This is a genomic window from Chelatococcus sp. KU-N122 (assembly GCF_055391085.1).
This window is the reverse complement of the sequence record NZ_AP043981.1, coordinates 454719-470672: the sequence shown is the minus strand read 5'-3', so window position 1 is coordinate 470672 and position 15954 is coordinate 454719. Positions and strand designations below refer to the sequence as shown.

The following is a 15954-nucleotide window of genomic DNA, read 5'->3' as shown; positions in this document are numbered from 1 at the left end:
CCGACATGCTCGCCACTCTACGCCGGATGCAGGATCGGTTGAACGCGACGCCGCACCTGCTGCGTCTGGGGCGGCTGTTTTCCGAAACCGTGCTCGTCGAGGTGGACGGGCAGGAGTTCTATCTGACCTTCCGCGACGGCCGGCTGGAGGCCATCATGGAGGGGCCGAGCCGCAAGACGCCCTGGCGCTTCGGCCTGCGCACCGACGCGAAGGCGCTGGCCGCCTTCTGGGCGCCGCTGCCGGACCCGGGCTTTCACGACATCTTCGGGCTGGTGAAGATCGGTCGCGCCCGGATCGACGGCGATAGCCTGGTGCTGGTCAAGAACCTGCGCTTCTTCAAGGAATTCATGGCGCTCGGGCGCGAGATGGAGCCGGCATGACCTTCGAGCCGATCACCGGCCGCTATCTCACCGTGACCGTGGCCGGACGCGCGCAGCGCATCTACGTCGAGATGGCGGGAGAAGGGTCGGCCGTGCTCTGCCTGCACACCGCGGGGGCGGACACGCGGCAGTGGCGGCATATCCTGAACGACGCCGAGCTGACGCGCCGGCACCGCTTCTTCGCCTTCGACCTGCCCTGGCACGGCAAATCCCTGCCGCCGGATGGTTTCCAGACCGAGGAATACCGGCTGACCACCGATCTCTACGTCGAGACCGTGCTGGCCGTGACGACGGCCCTCGGGCTCGACCGGCCGATCCTGGCGGGCTGTTCGATGGGCGGGCGCGTCGCGCTGCAGCTCGCGGCGCTCCACGCCGGCCGCTTCTCGGGCTTCATCGCCATCGAGGCATCGGATTTCCAGCCCGCCTGGTACGACATCGATTGGTTCGACCGGCCCGACGCCCACGGCGGCGAACTGGGGGCGGCGCTGGTCTCGGCCAACATCTCGCCCCATGCGCCGCCGGCTGACCGTTGGCACACGCTGTGGATGTTCATGCAGTCGGGACCCGGCGTGTTCCGGGGCGATCTGTCATTCTACACGCTGGATCGGAGCCTGATCGACCGGCTGCACCTGATCGACGCCGGGCGCACCCCCGTGCACCTGCTGGTCGGCGCCTATGACCTCACCTGCACGCCGGAGGACGCCCGCCGCACGGCCGAGGCGATCCCCGGGGCGACGATCACGGTGATGCCCGAGCTCGGCCATTTCCCCATGTCGGAGCATCCCGAGGCGTTCCGGCCCTACTTCGCCGACGCGCTGGACCGCATGGCCGCGCGCGTCTGAACCCGGAGCGCTGCGCGATCCAATGATTGCGCCAACCGCAGAAGATTCAAAAGGTTATGGGCACTTCTCTGCCTTTGGATGACCTCATCCAATGGGGATATGCTCTAGCCATCAAGCCATCGTCGGCCATCTTGATGGCTGGCGTCCCAGGCCCTATTTTGTTGGCGCAAGGAGGGCCCCATGGCTGAGCCACAGCTTTCCGTCCGCAGTGCCAAGGCGCGCGACCTCGCGCACCGGTTGGCGCGGCGCGAGAAACGCTCGATCGCCGACATCGTCGAGCGCGCACTGGAAGCCTATGAGATCCGCGAGGCGGGACGCGAGCCAGCGGTCGCCTTCTACGCCCGCCTGTCGGCCAATGCGGCAACCGACATCGATCTCGAAGCTGTCATCCGTGAGGCGCGTCGCGCTCATCCAGGCCCGGAGTTGTGATCTTCCTCGACACCAACGTCGTGTCGGAGACCCTGCGCAAATCGCCGGAACCGGCGGTGATCGCCTGGCTCGTGCGGCATGATGCCGAGCTCGCTCTGCCAACCGTGACTATCGCCGAGATCGCTTTCGGCATCGCAAAGATCAAGCCGGATCAGCGCGCGGCGCGGCTCGAGCAGGGGCTCGCCGACTGGCGCCGTCGCTTCGCCGACAGGATTTTCGCCCTGACCGAGGAAGCGGCGCTGGCCTATGGGGACATCATGGGCGTCGCTTCGCGGCAGGGGAACGGCATGTCGGCGCCCGACGGCACGATCGCCGCCATCGCGCTCATCAACGGCGGACGCCTCGCCACCCGCAACCTGGCGGACTTCAGGTCGACGGGCCTCGAGCTGATTTCCCCCTGGGATTTCTGATCAGCGGAGGCAAACCGGCGCCGCCGGTGTTGCCCGAGCTCGGCCCATTCACGGGTCGAGGGCCGCCGTCAGGTCGCCCATCGGCGGCTCGCCCTGTGCCGCGAGCGCCTTGTCGCGTTCGATCAGGCCGGGCAGCACGGGTAGGTTCCAGCGCTCGGTGACGAAGCGCAGGATCGAGGTCGTGTCGTACTGCGTGTGGTCGACGAAGCCCCGCTTGGCGAACGGCGAGACGATGAGGGCGGGAATGCGCGAGCCCGGGCCCCAGCGATCGGCCTTGGGCGGGGCGACATGGTCCCAGAAGCCGCCGTTCTCGTCGTAGGTCACGACCACCAGCATATGCTCCCACTGCGGGCTCTTCTCGAGGTGGGCGATGACGTCGGCGATGTGGGCATCGCCGGCGCTGACCGAGGCATAGTCCGGGTGCTGGTTGAGATTGCCTTGGGGCTTGTAGAAGGTGACGGACGGCAGCTGGCCCGCGTCGATGTCGGCGATGAAGGCCGTGCCGTCCATGCCGCCGTCGCGCAGATGCGCGGTGCGCGTCGCCGTGCCGGGCGCGAACTGGGCGAAATAGTTGAAGGGCTGGTGGTGGTATTGGAAGTTCGGCGCGGGCCTCCCGTTGTGGCCGTCGAGCGTGGCCTGCCAGGCGCCGGCGTACCAGGCCCAGTCCACCCCCTTGGCCGTGAGGAGGTCGCCGATCGTGGCGTCGCGCTGCGGCGGTAGCGTCGTTGCCTTGCCCGGATCGGCATAAGCCTTGTCCTGCCCCGCGGCCGGCGGATTGGCGCTCGGCTGGTAGGGCGGCTGCATCGTGTTCACCGCGTAGAAGTCCGGCGTCAGATTGCTGCTGTTGGCGAATTTTGGCGGCCCATCCATCGCCGACGCCGCGGCATTGGGCGCGGGTGTCAGCGTGACGCCATCCGGCTCCACCTTCGAGATCAGGTCCTTGGCAGGGCTCTCGTCGGCGCGGGGGTAGACCGGAATGCAGGCGCAGACGAGCTCGAAATGGTTGAGGAAGGAGCCGCCGAAAGCGCCTTGAAAGAAGTTGTCAGCCAGCGTGTACGTCTTCGCGACATCCCATAATTGCTGCTTTGCGTGGGCGTAGTGGCCCATCACCAGCGCTCCCGCGTCGGCAAAGGCCACGAAGCGGTCGTTCTTGCCGCCGTTGATCTGCATCTGCTCTTCGTAGAAGCGATGCCAGAGATCGCGCGTGATGACCGTGTCGGGCGCGTTGAAGCCGCTCGGATCGTCGATGGCGAAGGGCGCATTGGGCAGGTGCTCGGTCTGGGTCTGGGTCACCGGCGGCACGACGCCTTTGGCCGTCAGCCCGGTCCAGATCGGCGGCAGCTCCTTGAGCGGCTCGCCATTGCGGTCGATCTGGCGGTAGTGAGCTGGCTCAATCCCCTGGAGGCCGCGCGCGCCGGGGAATGTCCCGTAGATGTTGTCGAAGCTGCGGTTCTCCGCATAGATCACGACGACCGTATCGATCCTGTCGAGCCTTGCGGAGGCGGCGACACCGGGCGTCGCCGCAGCGATTGTCGTCGAGCTGGCACCGATAAGGAGGAGTGTGCGAAGCATCATCATGTCATCCCCGGGAACGGGCAGTGGCGGTGTCCGCGAGCGACCCACAAACGGTCGCTGTTAGGCTCGTCTGATTGCAGTTTCGTGATGCCGACGCGACCGGCACGCCATCGTCCTCATCAAGGAGAGCTCAAGGTGGCGGATAGACGACGTCGGGCGGCCCCCGGAAAAGCGCTCCAGACCCAAAAGGTCATGAGCCTTTCGCCATTGGATGATCTCATCCAATGGCGAAAGGCTCTGGCGCTGGTGGGGCTGCTGCTGATTGCCGCGGCGCCGCTGCCAGCGCCGGACGGTGCGGCCATCGATGGGTCGGCCGGCGGCGGGCTCTCGCGGGCCGAAGCCTTTCGCCGCGCTGCGGGGCTGGAGGCGCTGGGGCGCAAGCTGTTCTTCGATCCGGCTCTGTCTGCCTCGAGGTCCCTGTCGTGCGCCTCGTGCCACGTGCCGGAGCGGGGCTTTGGGCCGGCCAACGGGGCGTCGGTCCAATACGGAGGCCGGGATCTGGACCAGCCCGGGACGCGCGCGGTGCCTTCGCTCACCTATCTCCAGGCCACCCCGCAGTTTGCCGAGCACCAGTTCGACGACGAGGGCGGGGGCGATGCGAGCGTTGACAACGGGCCGACCGGCGGGCTGACCTGGGACGGACGCGCCGACCGCGGGCGCGGCCAGGCGACCATTCCACTGCTGTCGAGCAACGAAATGGCGAACCCCAGCGCCGGCGATGTCGCCGCCGCGGTCCGGGCCGCGCCCTATGCGGCGGAAGCTGCCGCCCTGGCGGGCGGCGAGCACGACGACGCGCTGTTCAAGACGGTTCTGGAGGCGCTTGAAGCCTTCGAGCAGACCCCGCAGGCCTTCTATCCGTATTCGAGCAAGTACGACGCCTTTCTGGCCGGGCAGGTCGCCCTCGCGGACCAAGAGGCGCGCGGCTTGAAGCTCTTCGAGGATCCGCAGAAGGGCAATTGCGCCAGCTGCCATCCGAGCCAGCGCGACGGCAACAACACGCCGCCGCAGTTCACCGACTACGGGCTCGTGGCGCTCGGCCTGCCCCGCAATATGGCGATCCCGGCCAATCGCGACCCCGACTATGTGGATCTCGGGCTGTGTGGCCCTTACCGAACCGATTTCAGCGACCGCCCCGCCTATTGCGGGCTGTTCAAGGCGCCGTCGCTGCGCAACGTGGCGCGACGCGAGACCTTCTTCCACAACGGCGTCGTTCACGACCTGCGCAGCGCCGTCGCTTTCTACGCTTACCGCGACGTGCAGCCGGAGCGGTTCTATCCGCGCCGGCCGGACGGGACGGTGGCCGTCTACGACGACTTGCCGGAACGCTACCGGGGCAACCTCAACCAGGATCCGCCGTTCGGCCGCAAGCCGGGCGACCCGCCGCCGCTCACCGAGACCGAGATCGACGACATCACGGCCTTCCTGCGGACCCTCGACGACGGCTATTCTGCTCCGGCGACGGCGCGGCGTGCGGCGCCTTAGCCAGGCGCGCCCGCGGCCGGCGGCCGATCTATCGCGAGGATTGAGCCATGAAGATCGACGGACGGCACTATCGCACCATCTGGCCGGCCGAGGACGGCTGGCGCGTCGTCATCATCGACCAGACGAAGCTGCCGCACGGCTTCGAGACGGTGGTGCTGGAGAGCGAGGAGCAGGCGGCGCACGCCATCCGCAGCATGCAGGTGCGCGGGGCGCCGCTGATCGGCGCCACCGGCGCCTACGGCCTGGCGTTGGCGCTTCGCGCCGATCCGTCCGACGCCGCCCTGGCCGCGGCCTATGATCGGCTGCTGGGCACCCGCCCGACCGCGGTCAACCTGCGCTGGGCGCTAGACGACATGCGCGCCCGGGCGGCGGCGCTGAAGCCGGCGGAGCGCGCCGCCGCCGCCTATCGCCGTGCGGCCGAGATCTGCGACGACGATGTCGCCACCTGCCGCGCCATCGGCGAGCACGGCCTGGCCGTGTTCCGCGAGCTCTGGGAGAGGAAGGGCCGGCCGGAGCGGCTGAACGTGCTGACCCATTGCAACGCCGGCTGGCTGGCCACGGTCGACTGGGGCACGGCTCTCGCGCCGGTCTACCTGGCGCATGACGGCGGCGTGCCGGTCCATGTCTGGGTCGACGAGACGCGGCCACGCAACCAGGGCGCCAGCATCACCGCCTTCGAGCTCGGCCGCCACGGCGTCAAGCACACGGTGATCGCCGATAATGTCGGCGGCCATCTGATGCAGCACGGCATGGTCGATGTCGTCATCGTCGGCACCGACCGCACCACCGCGGCCGGGGACGTGTGCAACAAGATCGGCACCTATCTGAAGGCGCTCGCGGCGCACGCCAACGGCGTGCCGTTCTATGTCGCGCTGCCCTACACCACGATCGACTGGACCCTGACCGACGGCGTCCGCGGCATCGAGATCGAGCAGCGTGACCCGCGCGAGCTGAGCCATATCACCGGGCGCACCGCGGACGGCCGGATCGAGACGGTCGGCATTCTGCCGGAGGGCAGCGCTGCGGCGAACTGGGCCTTCGACGTCACCCCGGCGCGCTACGTCACCGGGCTGATCACCGAGCGCGGCGTCTGCGCCGCCAGCCGTGAAGGCCTGGCCGGGCTATACCCGGAGCGGCACCGGCACCATGCCGGTCAGCGGCGGTAGCAACGGATCGTCTCAAAGCCGCGGCTGCGATTTCCAGGGATGGGTCTTGCGGGCCGTGAAACTTAGGAGGAGCATTCCGGCTTTAGAGAAAGCAACATACGGGAGGTGATCGCCATGCAGGAGATCCGGACCCGCGACCAGGATGCCGCATCCGGCAGAGGTCGCAAGGGTCCACGGTGCGTTGCCATCGTGGGCCCGTTCCAGAGCGGCAAGACGACGCTCCTCGAAGCCATGCTGGCCCGGGCGGGGGCCGTCTCGCGGCAGGGCAGCGTGGTTGCCGGCAACAGCGTCGGCGACGCCAGCGCCGAGGCCAGGGCCCATCGCATGAGCGTCGAGGTCAACGTCGCCGGCGCCGAATTCCTGGGCGACGCCTATACGTTCATCGACTGTCCGGGCTCCGTCGAGTTCCTGGCCGAGATGCAGCCGGTCCTGCCCGCCGTGGATGCCGCGGTCGTGGTGTGCGACGGCGATGACAAGAAGATCCCGGCGCTCCAGCTCATCCTGCACGAGCTCGAGGCGCGCTCCATCCCGCGGCTGCTGTTCCTCAACAAGATCGATGCCTCGACCCGGCGCATCGAGGAGGCCATTGCCGCGCTCCGGCCCGCCTCGTCGGTGCCGCTGCTGCTGCGCCACATGCCGATCCAGCGCGACGGCTGTGCCGTCGGCTTCATCGACCTCGCACTCGAGCGGGCCTTCCTCTACCAGGATCATGCGCCCTCGCGCACCGCGGAGATCCCGGCCGATGCCGCCGAGGAGGAGCGCGCGGTGCGCTTCGCCATGCTGGAGCGCCTCTCCGAGCATGACGACCGGCTGATGGAGGAACTGGTCGAGGAGATCGAGCCCGAGCGCGAGCGCGTCTTTGCCGACCTCACCCACGAGATGCGGGATGGTCTGGCGGTGCCGGTGCTCATCGGATCCGCCGTCAACGGCCACGGAGTCGGGCGGCTGATGAAGGCGTTCCGCCACGAGGTGCCCGACGTCGCGAGTACGGCGCAACGCTTGGGTCTTGCTGCGCAGGGTCAGCCCGTCGCGCAGGTCGTGAAGACGCTGCACACCGGCCAGGCGGGCAAGCTGTCCGTCGTACGGGTGCTGGACGGCGTGCTCCAGGACGGCATGAGCTTGACGGCGTCGTCGGGCCAGGCGACCCGCGTCTCGGGCCTGGCGCGGCTGACGGGCCAGGCCAGCCAGAAGGTCACCGAAGCGGTTGCCGGCGACGTGGTGGCTCTGGGGCGGCTCGAGGCCGTCAACACGGGCGAGACGCTGTCGTTCGGCAAACCGGTCGCGCCGCTCGTCGAGCTGACTGCACCCAAGCCCGTCATGGCGCTGGCGGTCCGGGCGCGCGACCGCAAGGACGACGTCAAGCTGGGCGCGGCCATGCGCAAGCTGACCGACGAGGACCGCTCGCTTGCGCTCGCGAGCGACGGGGAGCTCGGTGAGCAGATCCTGCGCGGCCAGGGCGAACTGCACCTGCGCGTCGCGGCCGAGCGGCTCGCGTCGCGCTTCGGCATCGAGGTCGTCGCGCAGCCACCGCAGGTGGGCTACCGCGAGACCATCCGCAAGGCCGCGAGCGCGGTGCGCGGCCGCCACAAGAAGCAGTCGGGGGGGCATGGCCAGTTCGGCGACGTGGTCGTCGACATCGCGCCGCTGCCGCGCGGCGAGGGCTTCGTCTTCGAGGAGCGGATCGTCGGCGGCGCGATCCCACGCCAGTACATCCCCTCGGTCGAAGCCGGCAGCCAGGCGGCTCTGAAGAAGGGGCCGCTCGGCTTCCCGGTCGTCGATGTGCGCGTCACCCTGACCGACGGCTCCTTCCACACGGTGGATTCCTCCGACATGGCGTTCCAGCAGGCCGCCCGCGTCGCCATGACCGAGGCTCTGCCGCGCTGTGCGCCGGTGCTGCTCGAGCCGGTGCTGGCCATCTCCATCGCCGTGCCCTCCGAGGCGACCGCCAAGGTCAACGCCATCGTGTCGTCGCGCCGCGGCCAGATCCTCGGCTTCGACGCGCGCGACGGCTGGCCCGGATGGGATGTGGTGGAGGCGCAGATCCCCGAGGCGGAGATGGCCGATCTGATCATCGAGCTGCGCTCGGTGACGGCCGGCGTCGGCACCTTCGAGGCGAGCTTTCATCACCTGGCGGAGTTCGTCGGTCGCGACGCCGACCAGGTCGTGGCGGCGCGGCAGGGGGCGGCGTAGCTGTGCCGCTTGAGAGCTTGGGCTCGGAGGTGGACACTGGCTCCTGGGTTATTCCGATGTCGAGGCGGACTGACGAAGCGGCGGCTCCGATGGAAACGGCGCTGCCGCTCTCTAGAGCGAGTTGATTTTTCTTCGAACCATCATCCCGCTCTATCTCATTCTTTAAGCATGATCTATTCGCTGACGCGGACCTTCGGTTCCAAAAACCGGATTCCACTTTTGGGGATCATGCTTTAGTTCTTTGTTTGAGTATCGGATTGTTCTCGAAGCCGGCATCCACGTTTGAGTCCGACGCGCTAAATTCGAAATCCGCCGTTCACGTCGATCACGGTACCGGTCAGATACCCGGCCTTTTCCGATAGCAGGAAGGCCACCGTGGCGGCGAGCTCGTCCGCCTCGCCCAGCCGTCCCAGGGGAATCCTCTCCAGGACCGCGGGCTCGGCTTCGAGCGGCACGGCCTTGCGCATCAGGGGGGAGGCGAAGGTGCCCGGGGCGATGGCGTTCGCCGTGATCCCGAGCGGCGCCACCTCCCGGGCCACGGACTTGGTGAGGCTGATCACGGCGCCCTTCGAGGCCGCGTAGGACGTGCTCGAATGCGCGCTCCCCATCTGCGCGGCGACTGAGCTCAGCGTGACGATCCGCGCGCCCGGCAGCGGCGCAGTCGTCCTGCGCCGCACCATCTCCCTGATGCAGAGGAAGGTGCCCAGCGCGTTCACGTCGAACGTGCGCTGCCAGTCCTCCACCGATGTCGTCGTGATCCCGGTCCGTTCGCCCGGCCGCATGAGCAGCACCGCGGCGAACGTGACCAGCGACGACACGGGGCCCAGCTCCCGTTCCGCCACCTCGAAGGCGGCCTGAACCGACGCCTCGCGCGCCACGTCGATCTCGATGCCGAGATGTGGGCCGCCAGCGAGCGACGATGCAAGGCGCTCGCTGGCGGCCCGGTCGACGTCGGCCGCGGCGATGCGGAAGCCCGTGTCCGCCAGCAGGCGGCACGTCGCCACGCCCAACTGGCCACAGGCGCCGGTGATCAAGGCTGTTCGAGGCCCCATGCGCTCCTCCTATGCCCAAGCGTCATGCGTCGAGAAACACCAGCTTGCTGACACCCCCCTGGGTCACCAAGCGGCACGCCGACGGGCTCGGCGAGTGCGAGGTGAGGATGATCGTGTCGGTGTTGGCGTAGCGCTCGATCAGGCCGGCGATCGTCCGGTTCCCAACCGCGTGGTCGGCGTCGGCGCGTGAGCGCCATGTCCCGTGGATGAACTGGACGGCGTGGTGCGCCGCATCGGCGGTGAAGAGGCAGTGCCTCCCCGCCGATCTGAGGTGGACGCCGCTTTGGTGCATCGTATGGCCGGGCAAGGGCTCCAGCCACAGCTCCGTCGCGCCCGCGGCGATCTGCGCGTCGTCCGCGACGAGCTTCAGTCGCCCCATCCGCATCAATGGCTCGACGCACTCGTCGAAGGCGGCCTTGGCCTGCGGCGTCGTCCCGCCGTCGGCGTGCGCCCGCTTCCACCAGCCGTACTCCGACCCGGTCACGATGTAGTCGGCGTTCGGAAATGTGGGCACGAAGCGATCGCCCTCCCGCATGACGTTCCAGCCCACGTGGTCGACGTGGAGGTGCGTGCAGATCACGGTGTCCACGTCCTCGCGGCGAACGCCGATGGCGCTCATGTTCTCCAGGTACCGCGTGTCGAGATGATCGAACACCGGAACGGACGGGCGGCTGCGGCCGTTGCCGACGCCGGTATCGATGACGATGGTCCGGCCGGGGCAACGGATGACATGGGACTGAACGGTGATCTTGAGGTGGCCGTTCGCAGTATTGATCAGCCGGGGTCCGAGATGCTTCGCCTGCCGAAGAACATCCTCGGGGGTCGCGCCGGGAATCAGCCAGCCCGGCTCGAACTCGGCTTCGAGCTCGAGCACCCGGTCGACACGGCAATCGCCGATTTCCAGTATGCTCATCGGATCCTCCCCTATGCGCGCCCGGCTGCCTGCCTTGCGCCCGCTCACGGCGACGGCAAGGCGCCGCCGTCCGCCGCATGTTTTGCGAACATCTGCTCGTAGGCCTTCTGTCGTGTCGCGTTGAACGCGGCCATGTTGGCCTTCATCCAGGCGTGCGTGTCGTGCCTGTTCTTGTTGACGTTCGAGAAATGCGGCATCACGAACCGGGCATAGAGCTCGAACGACTTCTTCGTCTGCTCCCAATCGGCCCAGTCATGCCCCAGCTGGAGCACGCAGCCGAAGCCGCCCTGCTCGGCTTGCAGGCGCTCGATCATCTCGATCGCGTCGTCGGGCGTGCCGATGACCACGCGCTTGCTGTTGATGAGGTAGTCGACCGCGTCCTGGCCCTTGGTCTCGCCGAGCGGGATCGCGGTCACCATCCCATAGTAGTCGAACCACTTGGCGAGCCCGAAGCGGACGTTGGCCCGGGCCTGATCGCGCGTCTCGGCGATATGCATGGGCACGCAGATCCTCAGCCGGCTGCGATCCATCGTCCGCCCGTCCTTGGCGGCGATGTCTTCGGCGATCGTCCAATTGCCGCGCAGGACGTCGAAGCCCTTGGGGTCGGTGGCGGCGACGCACAGCAGGCCGAGGCCGTACGTGCCGGCGGCGCGGGCGCCCGACGGCGTGTAGACGCTCGCGACGGCGACCTCCGGATGGGGATCGGAGTAGGGCAGGATGTGCACGCGCGCCTGGTCCAGGTCGAACCAATCGGTCTTGTGCGTGACCGTCTCGCCGCGCAACAGGCGGAGTATCACCGCGAGCGCCTCCGCCATCCGGTCGCGCTGCGTCAGCGGATCGACGCCGTTCATGATGGCATCGGTGACGAGGACGCCGGGCCCGACGCCGAGCATCACGCGGCCGCGCGTCATGTGGTCGAGCTGAATGATGCGGTTCGCCACCATCAAGGGGTTATGGTAGGTCAGTGAAACGACGCCGGTCCCCAGCCTGATATGCTTCGTCCTTTCGGCCGCGGCTGCGATCATCAGCTCCGGCGACGAGATCATCTCCCAGCCGCCGGAATGATGCTCGCCGATCCACGCTTCCTGGTAGCCGAGACGGTCGAGCCATTCGATGAGCTCCAGCTCGCGCGTGAAGAGCGTGGTCGGGTTCTCGTCGATGGGATGGTACGGGGCTGAAAACAACCCGTGCCGCAATCTGTCGTTCGCCATTGTGTCCTCCTCGGCCCGGCGCCGGGCGCATGCGCCCAATTCGACGGGGCGGCGTCTGCCGGCGTTGCCTCGCGCCACGCGCGCTCAAGATGTGTGAATCCGATAGCCGGCTTTCGGATGGTGCCCGCCGGGCGCCAGTCCGTCCGCATCGGCGCATGTCACCGCTTGTCTTGTATTAGACCTATAGCCCGTATTATAGGTTCAATGCAAGTGCGGCGCTGCTGCCCGCGCATGGGGCATAGGGAGGGTTTCTTGATAGCGGATAACAAGCTGCCGGAGTTCGGCGTGTCCGGCCGGACCGTGCTGGTGACCGGCGCATCGCGCGGCATCGGCTTCGCCATCGCAGAGGCCGCCGCGGCCGCGGGCGCAACTCACGTGGTGCTCAACGGCATCGATGGCGACGAGCTCCAAGACGCGGTGCAACGGATCGAGCGGGCCGGGGCGCGGGCGAGCGCGCTCGTAGCGGACGTCTTCTCGGAAGACGCGGTGCTGCGCATGTTTGCCGAGCTCGACGAGCGTGTCGGCTTCGTCGACTGCGTCTTCAGCAACGCCGGCATGAACCTGAGGATCCCCACGCTGGAGATGTCGGGTGCCGATTTCGGCTCGGTCGTCAACGCCAACCTGCTCTCGCACTTCTACGTCGGGCGCGAAGCGGCCCTGCGGATGCGCGAGCGCAGGCGGGGCTCGGTCGTCTTCACGGCGTCGATCACCACGCTGGTCGGCCGTCCGCGGCTCGCGGCCTACACGACGGCCAAGAGCGGGCTGGGCGGCTTGACCCGCTGCCTTGCCGCGGAGCTCGGCCCCTATGGCGCGCGCGCCAACGCGGTTTGCCCCGGCTTCATCGAGACGGCCCTCAGCGCCGGCCTGCACGGCAACGCGGACAGCAACGCGCTGATCAGACACCGCGTTCCCGCGGCCCGGTGGGGCCGGCCCGACGACATTTCGGGCCCGGCGTTGTTTCTGGCGTCGGAGGCGGCGCGATATGTGAACGGGCACCTGCTGGTGGTGGACGGCGGCATGACGGAGGTCTTTGACGAGCACCCGTTCGCGCCGGCTTGACGAAGGAGCAGGGGGCGCTTGCGCGCTTGCGCCGGCGCGCCGCGTCGGATCAGTTAGGCGCCAACCGCCGGCTGATCGACGAGGGCTGTAACGATGCGCGCCAACACTGAACGCCCCAACGCGCCGGGACGCGCGCGCTCCTCGGGCGACGACGCGCGGCATTCGTCCGAGGATGCCCCGGAGCTCACGGACCGGGTTGCGCTCTACCTCAGGATTGCCAGCCTCATCCGATCGAAAATCTCGGGCGGCGCCTGGACGGTCGGCGCACGGCTGCCCACCGTCGTCGAGCTCGCGGCGCACTACAACGTCTCTCGGATCACCATCCGCCAGGCGCTAGGGCTGCTGTCCCAGGAGGGTCTGATCGACAGCCGGCGGGGTCGGGGAACCCTGGTCATCGCCGTGCCGGCGCACCCGCCGGCCCTCCCGAGCCTGCTGGAGCTCGGCAAGCAGTATCGGACCGACCGTAGCCTCGCCATCAATGTGCTCGAGATCAAGCAGGCGACGACGATCTCTCCGGAGTTCGAGCTTCATGGGCGGCCGTCCGGGCGATACACGTTGATCAAGAAGCTGCACATGTACGAAGGCGCGGTCTTCTGCCTGTCCACCATCTATCTGTGCGAGGAGCTGGCGAAGCTCTGCCCCCGGCGCCTGATCGAGCGGGAGCGGGTCACCTCGGCTCTCTCGGAAACCTTCATCGAGCGGAAAAGCCTCTATTTCCAGCGCATTACCGTCTCGGAAGCGGATGTCGGGACGGCGGAGCACCTGAAGGTCGGCGTGGCCGCTCCGATCGCGATCGTGCATCGCGAATACCTGTCGCCGGAGGGTGAGATCCTGATGGTTTCGCAGGGCAGGTACCGCTCGGATCGTTTTGCGAGCGAGGAGCGTGATACGTTCGAGGCCATGCTGAAGCGTCAGGCCGGCCCGATCGCGGGGCGGCCCGCACAGGCCACAAGCGCGGCTCGCGCACGGCGTGAGCGCGCCGGCGGAGCCGATCGCTCGGCGCCGGCCGCGGCACTCACAGAGACCGTGCCGGGGGGCCGTCGTAGGTGACCTCGTCGTCGGATGCCAGCAGCCGAAAGCCGGGCTCTCGCGCGTACTCCTCCAGAGCGTGGGCGGACAGGCCGGCCGCGCGCCCGACGAAGTTGATTGCCCGGATGATGTCGGGCGGCATGCCGATGTCCAGGGCGACGCAGGCGATCGCGCCATCGACATTCATCGGCAGCGGCCGCCCGACGCGACGGGCGATCACCGCTTCGGCCGCGAGGCCGACCTCCAGGGCTTGTCCGGCGACGCCGAGATCGTGGGCGAGGCGGATGAGGCGACGGGCGCGCGGATCGCCGTCGGGATGCAGGGGCTGCCCGTAGCCGGGCACGCGCTCTCCCCGGTCCTGGAACGACGCCACGAAGCGCTCCGCGGCGGCGGTCACGTCAAGGGCGCCTGTCGCCGCCTCGCCAAGACTGGCCTGCAGGCCTCGCGCCATGGCGATCCCGACGCCGCCGTGGATGTCGCCGAAGGTCAGAATGCCGGCGGCGACGGCCGCCTGCAGCGGCACGCCGCACGACGCCACCGTCCGCGCAATCGACGCGGACGGCGTAATCCCGCGATCAGCCGCCGAAATCAACAGCGCGTTGATGGCCTTCGCAGCCTGCGGCGACGGTAGTTCTCCGCAGACGAGCAGGAAGAAGACCGCGCCGAAGTCGACCTTCTCGGCGAGATCCGAAATATTGTAGCCGCGAATGCGCACCTCGTCGGCGCTCGCCTCGGTGATGGCCGTCCGCCATCTCATTCGTTCGCTTGCTTTTCCCATGGCGCGGCCCATCCTTTCGTCCCGATCTATCGCTTCACAGCAGGCCCTTGTCAATAGTAGGACTATAGATAAGATATCATGATTAATGTAGCTTGACAGGGGTCGGCGTGGGAGGGCTTCGACATGCGCGAGGGGGCTCTGGCCGACGCGCGACGCAGCCCGCGATGTCCTCGGCTCACGCGCCCACGTGTGAGCGTGTCTCGCCTCTTTTGAGCATAACGGAGATGATGTGATGCCGCGTCCGCTTGATGGTGTCCGTGTTCTTGAAGTCGGCCAGTACATTGCCGCTCCGTATTGTTGCCTGTTGCTGGCCGATCTCGGCGCCGAGGTGATCAAGATCGAGCGCCCGGGCTCGGGCGACCCGCGCCGTAGCTACGATCCCCGGTATGTCAGTGGCGACCATACGATGAGCGGCGGCTTCATCGGCTACAACCGCAGCAAGAAGAGCGTCACGCTCGATCTGTCGCAGCCGCGCGGCGCGGATGTCTTTCGCGGTCTGGTCGAGCGGGCGGACGTCGTCGTCGAGAACCTCAAGCCCGGGGCCATGGATCGGCTCGGCCTGAGCTACGCGAAGCTGTCGGCCATCAACCCGCGCCTCGTCTATTGCGCGATCAGTGGCTTCGGCCGGCTGGCCACGCATCAGGGCCCTTATTCGGGGCAGCGGTCGTTCGACACCACGATTCAGGCCATGTCCGGCGTCATGTCCGTGACGGGGGAGCCGGGCGGCGGGCCGAGCCTCGGGCCGTCGGGATTTGCGGACATCTACACGGGCGTCTTCGGGGCCCTCGCCATCAACTCCGCGCTCTACGGCCGGGAGAAGACGGGCCTCGGCACCTTCATCGATCAGGCGATGTACGACACTATGGTGTCGCTCATGGAGCGGGCGCTCATTCTTCACGCGCTGACGGGCTACGTGCCCAAGCCCGGTCAGGACATGTACTCGCCGCTCGGGCCGATCGGGGTGAAGGACGGCACCATCGCGGTCGTCCTGCCCACGGACGAGATGTTCGGCCGGTTCTGCAACGCGCTCGGGCGCCCCGACCTGATCGGCGACCCTCGCCTGGCGACGGTGCTCGACCGCGCCGCCCGCTTTCACGACGTGATCCGGCCGGAGGCGGAGACGTGGACGATGCGGCACACGCGAGCCGAGGTGGTGGAGCGCTTCGTGGCCGCCGGCCTGCCGGTCGGCGTGGTGCAGACCATCGATGAGGTCTACGCCTGCCCACAGGTCGAAGCGCGAGGCATGCTGCTGGCGATCGACGAGACCGCCATGGGGCGCGTGCGCCTGCCGCGCACGCCGCTGCTGTTCTCCGCCTTCGAGGCCGCCGACACCCGTCCCGCTCCGGGCCTGGGCCAGCATACGCGCGAAGTGCTCACGGGGCTGGTCGGGCTGACGGCCGAGGAGATCGCGGCCCTGAGCGCGAGCGGCGCTGTCTGA

The 15954-nt window shown here is 68.2% G+C and carries 15 protein-coding genes; 10 read left to right on the top strand and 5 right to left on the bottom strand.

All coding sequences use genetic code 11. The features are described 5' to 3' along the window. Nucleotides 1-5: 5 nt before the first annotated feature. The 4 genes from ACZ5PO_RS02140 (at nucleotide 6) to ACZ5PO_RS02125 (ending at nucleotide 2061) form a co-directional block, all read left to right on the top strand. The gene (locus ACZ5PO_RS02140; protein WP_464189794.1) at nucleotides 6-380 is read left to right on the top strand and encodes a hypothetical protein; all 375 of its coding nucleotides are present in this window, start codon (nucleotides 6-8) and stop codon (nucleotides 378-380) included. Continuing rightward, the gene (locus ACZ5PO_RS02135; protein ID WP_464189792.1) at nucleotides 377-1222 is read left to right on the top strand and encodes an alpha/beta fold hydrolase; all 846 of its coding nucleotides are present in this window, start codon (nucleotides 377-379) and stop codon (nucleotides 1220-1222) included. Before ACZ5PO_RS02140 ends, ACZ5PO_RS02135 begins: the two co-directional genes overlap by 4 nt. 180 nt (nucleotides 1223-1402) lie before the next feature. After that, entirely contained in the window at nucleotides 1403-1651 is a 249-nt protein-coding gene (locus ACZ5PO_RS02130) for a plasmid stabilization protein (RefSeq protein ID WP_464189790.1), read from the top strand. Then, nucleotides 1648-2061 (top strand): PIN domain-containing protein, encoded by a 414-nt coding sequence (locus ACZ5PO_RS02125; RefSeq protein WP_464189788.1) that lies wholly within the window; start codon nucleotides 1648-1650, stop codon nucleotides 2059-2061. Before ACZ5PO_RS02130 ends, ACZ5PO_RS02125 begins: the two co-directional genes overlap by 4 nt. 48 nt (nucleotides 2062-2109) lie before the next feature. Here the strand turns inward: ACZ5PO_RS02125 and ACZ5PO_RS02120 are convergent, their stop codons facing one another. Beyond that, complete coding sequence (locus tag ACZ5PO_RS02120) at nucleotides 2110-3639, bottom strand: acid phosphatase (RefSeq protein ID WP_464189786.1); 1530 nt, start codon at nucleotides 3637-3639, stop codon at nucleotides 2110-2112. 204 nt (nucleotides 3640-3843) lie between these two features. On the opposite strand from ACZ5PO_RS02120, the gene ACZ5PO_RS02115 reads away from it, so the two are divergent. From ACZ5PO_RS02115 to ACZ5PO_RS02105, 3 genes are all read left to right on the top strand, one after another. Continuing rightward, the gene (locus ACZ5PO_RS02115) at nucleotides 3844-5118 is read left to right on the top strand and encodes a cytochrome-c peroxidase (RefSeq protein WP_464189783.1); all 1275 of its coding nucleotides are present in this window, start codon (nucleotides 3844-3846) and stop codon (nucleotides 5116-5118) included. Nucleotides 5119-5165: 47 nt separating this feature from the next. After that, nucleotides 5166-6284: an S-methyl-5-thioribose-1-phosphate isomerase gene (mtnA, locus tag ACZ5PO_RS02110; protein ID WP_464189781.1), complete on the top strand. Its 1119-nt coding sequence runs from the start codon at nucleotides 5166-5168 to the stop codon at nucleotides 6282-6284. A 114-nt stretch (nucleotides 6285-6398) separates the two neighbouring features. Then, complete coding sequence (locus tag ACZ5PO_RS02105; protein WP_464189779.1) at nucleotides 6399-8474, top strand: elongation factor G; 2076 nt, start codon at nucleotides 6399-6401, stop codon at nucleotides 8472-8474. Nucleotides 8475-8770: 296 nt separating this feature from the next. Here the strand turns inward: ACZ5PO_RS02105 and ACZ5PO_RS02100 are convergent, their stop codons facing one another. Genes ACZ5PO_RS02100 through ACZ5PO_RS02090 form a run of 3 tightly spaced genes read right to left on the bottom strand, consistent with a single transcriptional unit; the run spans nucleotide 8771 to nucleotide 11650 of the window. Beyond that, entirely contained in the window at nucleotides 8771-9508 is a 738-nt protein-coding gene (locus ACZ5PO_RS02100; protein WP_464189777.1) for an SDR family NAD(P)-dependent oxidoreductase, read from the bottom strand. 40 nt (nucleotides 9509-9548) lie between these two features. Further along, a complete protein-coding gene (locus ACZ5PO_RS02095) occupies nucleotides 9549-10439 on the bottom strand; it encodes an MBL fold metallo-hydrolase (RefSeq protein ID WP_464189775.1) in 891 nt (296 codons plus the stop codon). Between the two features lie 44 nt (nucleotides 10440-10483). Further along, nucleotides 10484-11650, bottom strand: a complete 1167-nt coding sequence (locus tag ACZ5PO_RS02090; protein ID WP_464189773.1) for an LLM class flavin-dependent oxidoreductase — start codon at nucleotides 11648-11650, stop codon at nucleotides 10484-10486. Nucleotides 11651-11902: 252 nt separating this feature from the next. Between ACZ5PO_RS02090 and ACZ5PO_RS02085 the strand changes: the two genes are divergently transcribed. Together ACZ5PO_RS02085 and ACZ5PO_RS02080 are read left to right on the top strand one after the other, a co-directional pair. After that, on the top strand, nucleotides 11903-12709 hold the full coding sequence (locus tag ACZ5PO_RS02085; protein ID WP_464189771.1) for an SDR family NAD(P)-dependent oxidoreductase: 807 nt from the start codon (nucleotides 11903-11905) through the stop codon (nucleotides 12707-12709). A gap of 93 nt (nucleotides 12710-12802) precedes the next feature. Beyond that, on the top strand, nucleotides 12803-13759 hold the full coding sequence (locus tag ACZ5PO_RS02080; protein ID WP_464189769.1) for a GntR family transcriptional regulator: 957 nt from the start codon (nucleotides 12803-12805) through the stop codon (nucleotides 13757-13759). Here ACZ5PO_RS02080 and ACZ5PO_RS02075 read toward each other — a convergent pair. Continuing rightward, nucleotides 13725-14495, bottom strand: a complete 771-nt coding sequence (locus tag ACZ5PO_RS02075; protein ID WP_464189767.1) for a citryl-CoA lyase — start codon at nucleotides 14493-14495, stop codon at nucleotides 13725-13727. The two genes, ACZ5PO_RS02080 and ACZ5PO_RS02075, sit on opposite strands and share 35 nt — an antisense overlap. Nucleotides 14496-14748: 253 nt before the next feature. On the opposite strand from ACZ5PO_RS02075, the gene ACZ5PO_RS02070 reads away from it, so the two are divergent. Continuing rightward, a complete protein-coding gene (locus tag ACZ5PO_RS02070) occupies nucleotides 14749-15954 on the top strand; it encodes a CaiB/BaiF CoA transferase family protein (RefSeq protein ID WP_464189765.1) in 1206 nt (401 codons plus the stop codon).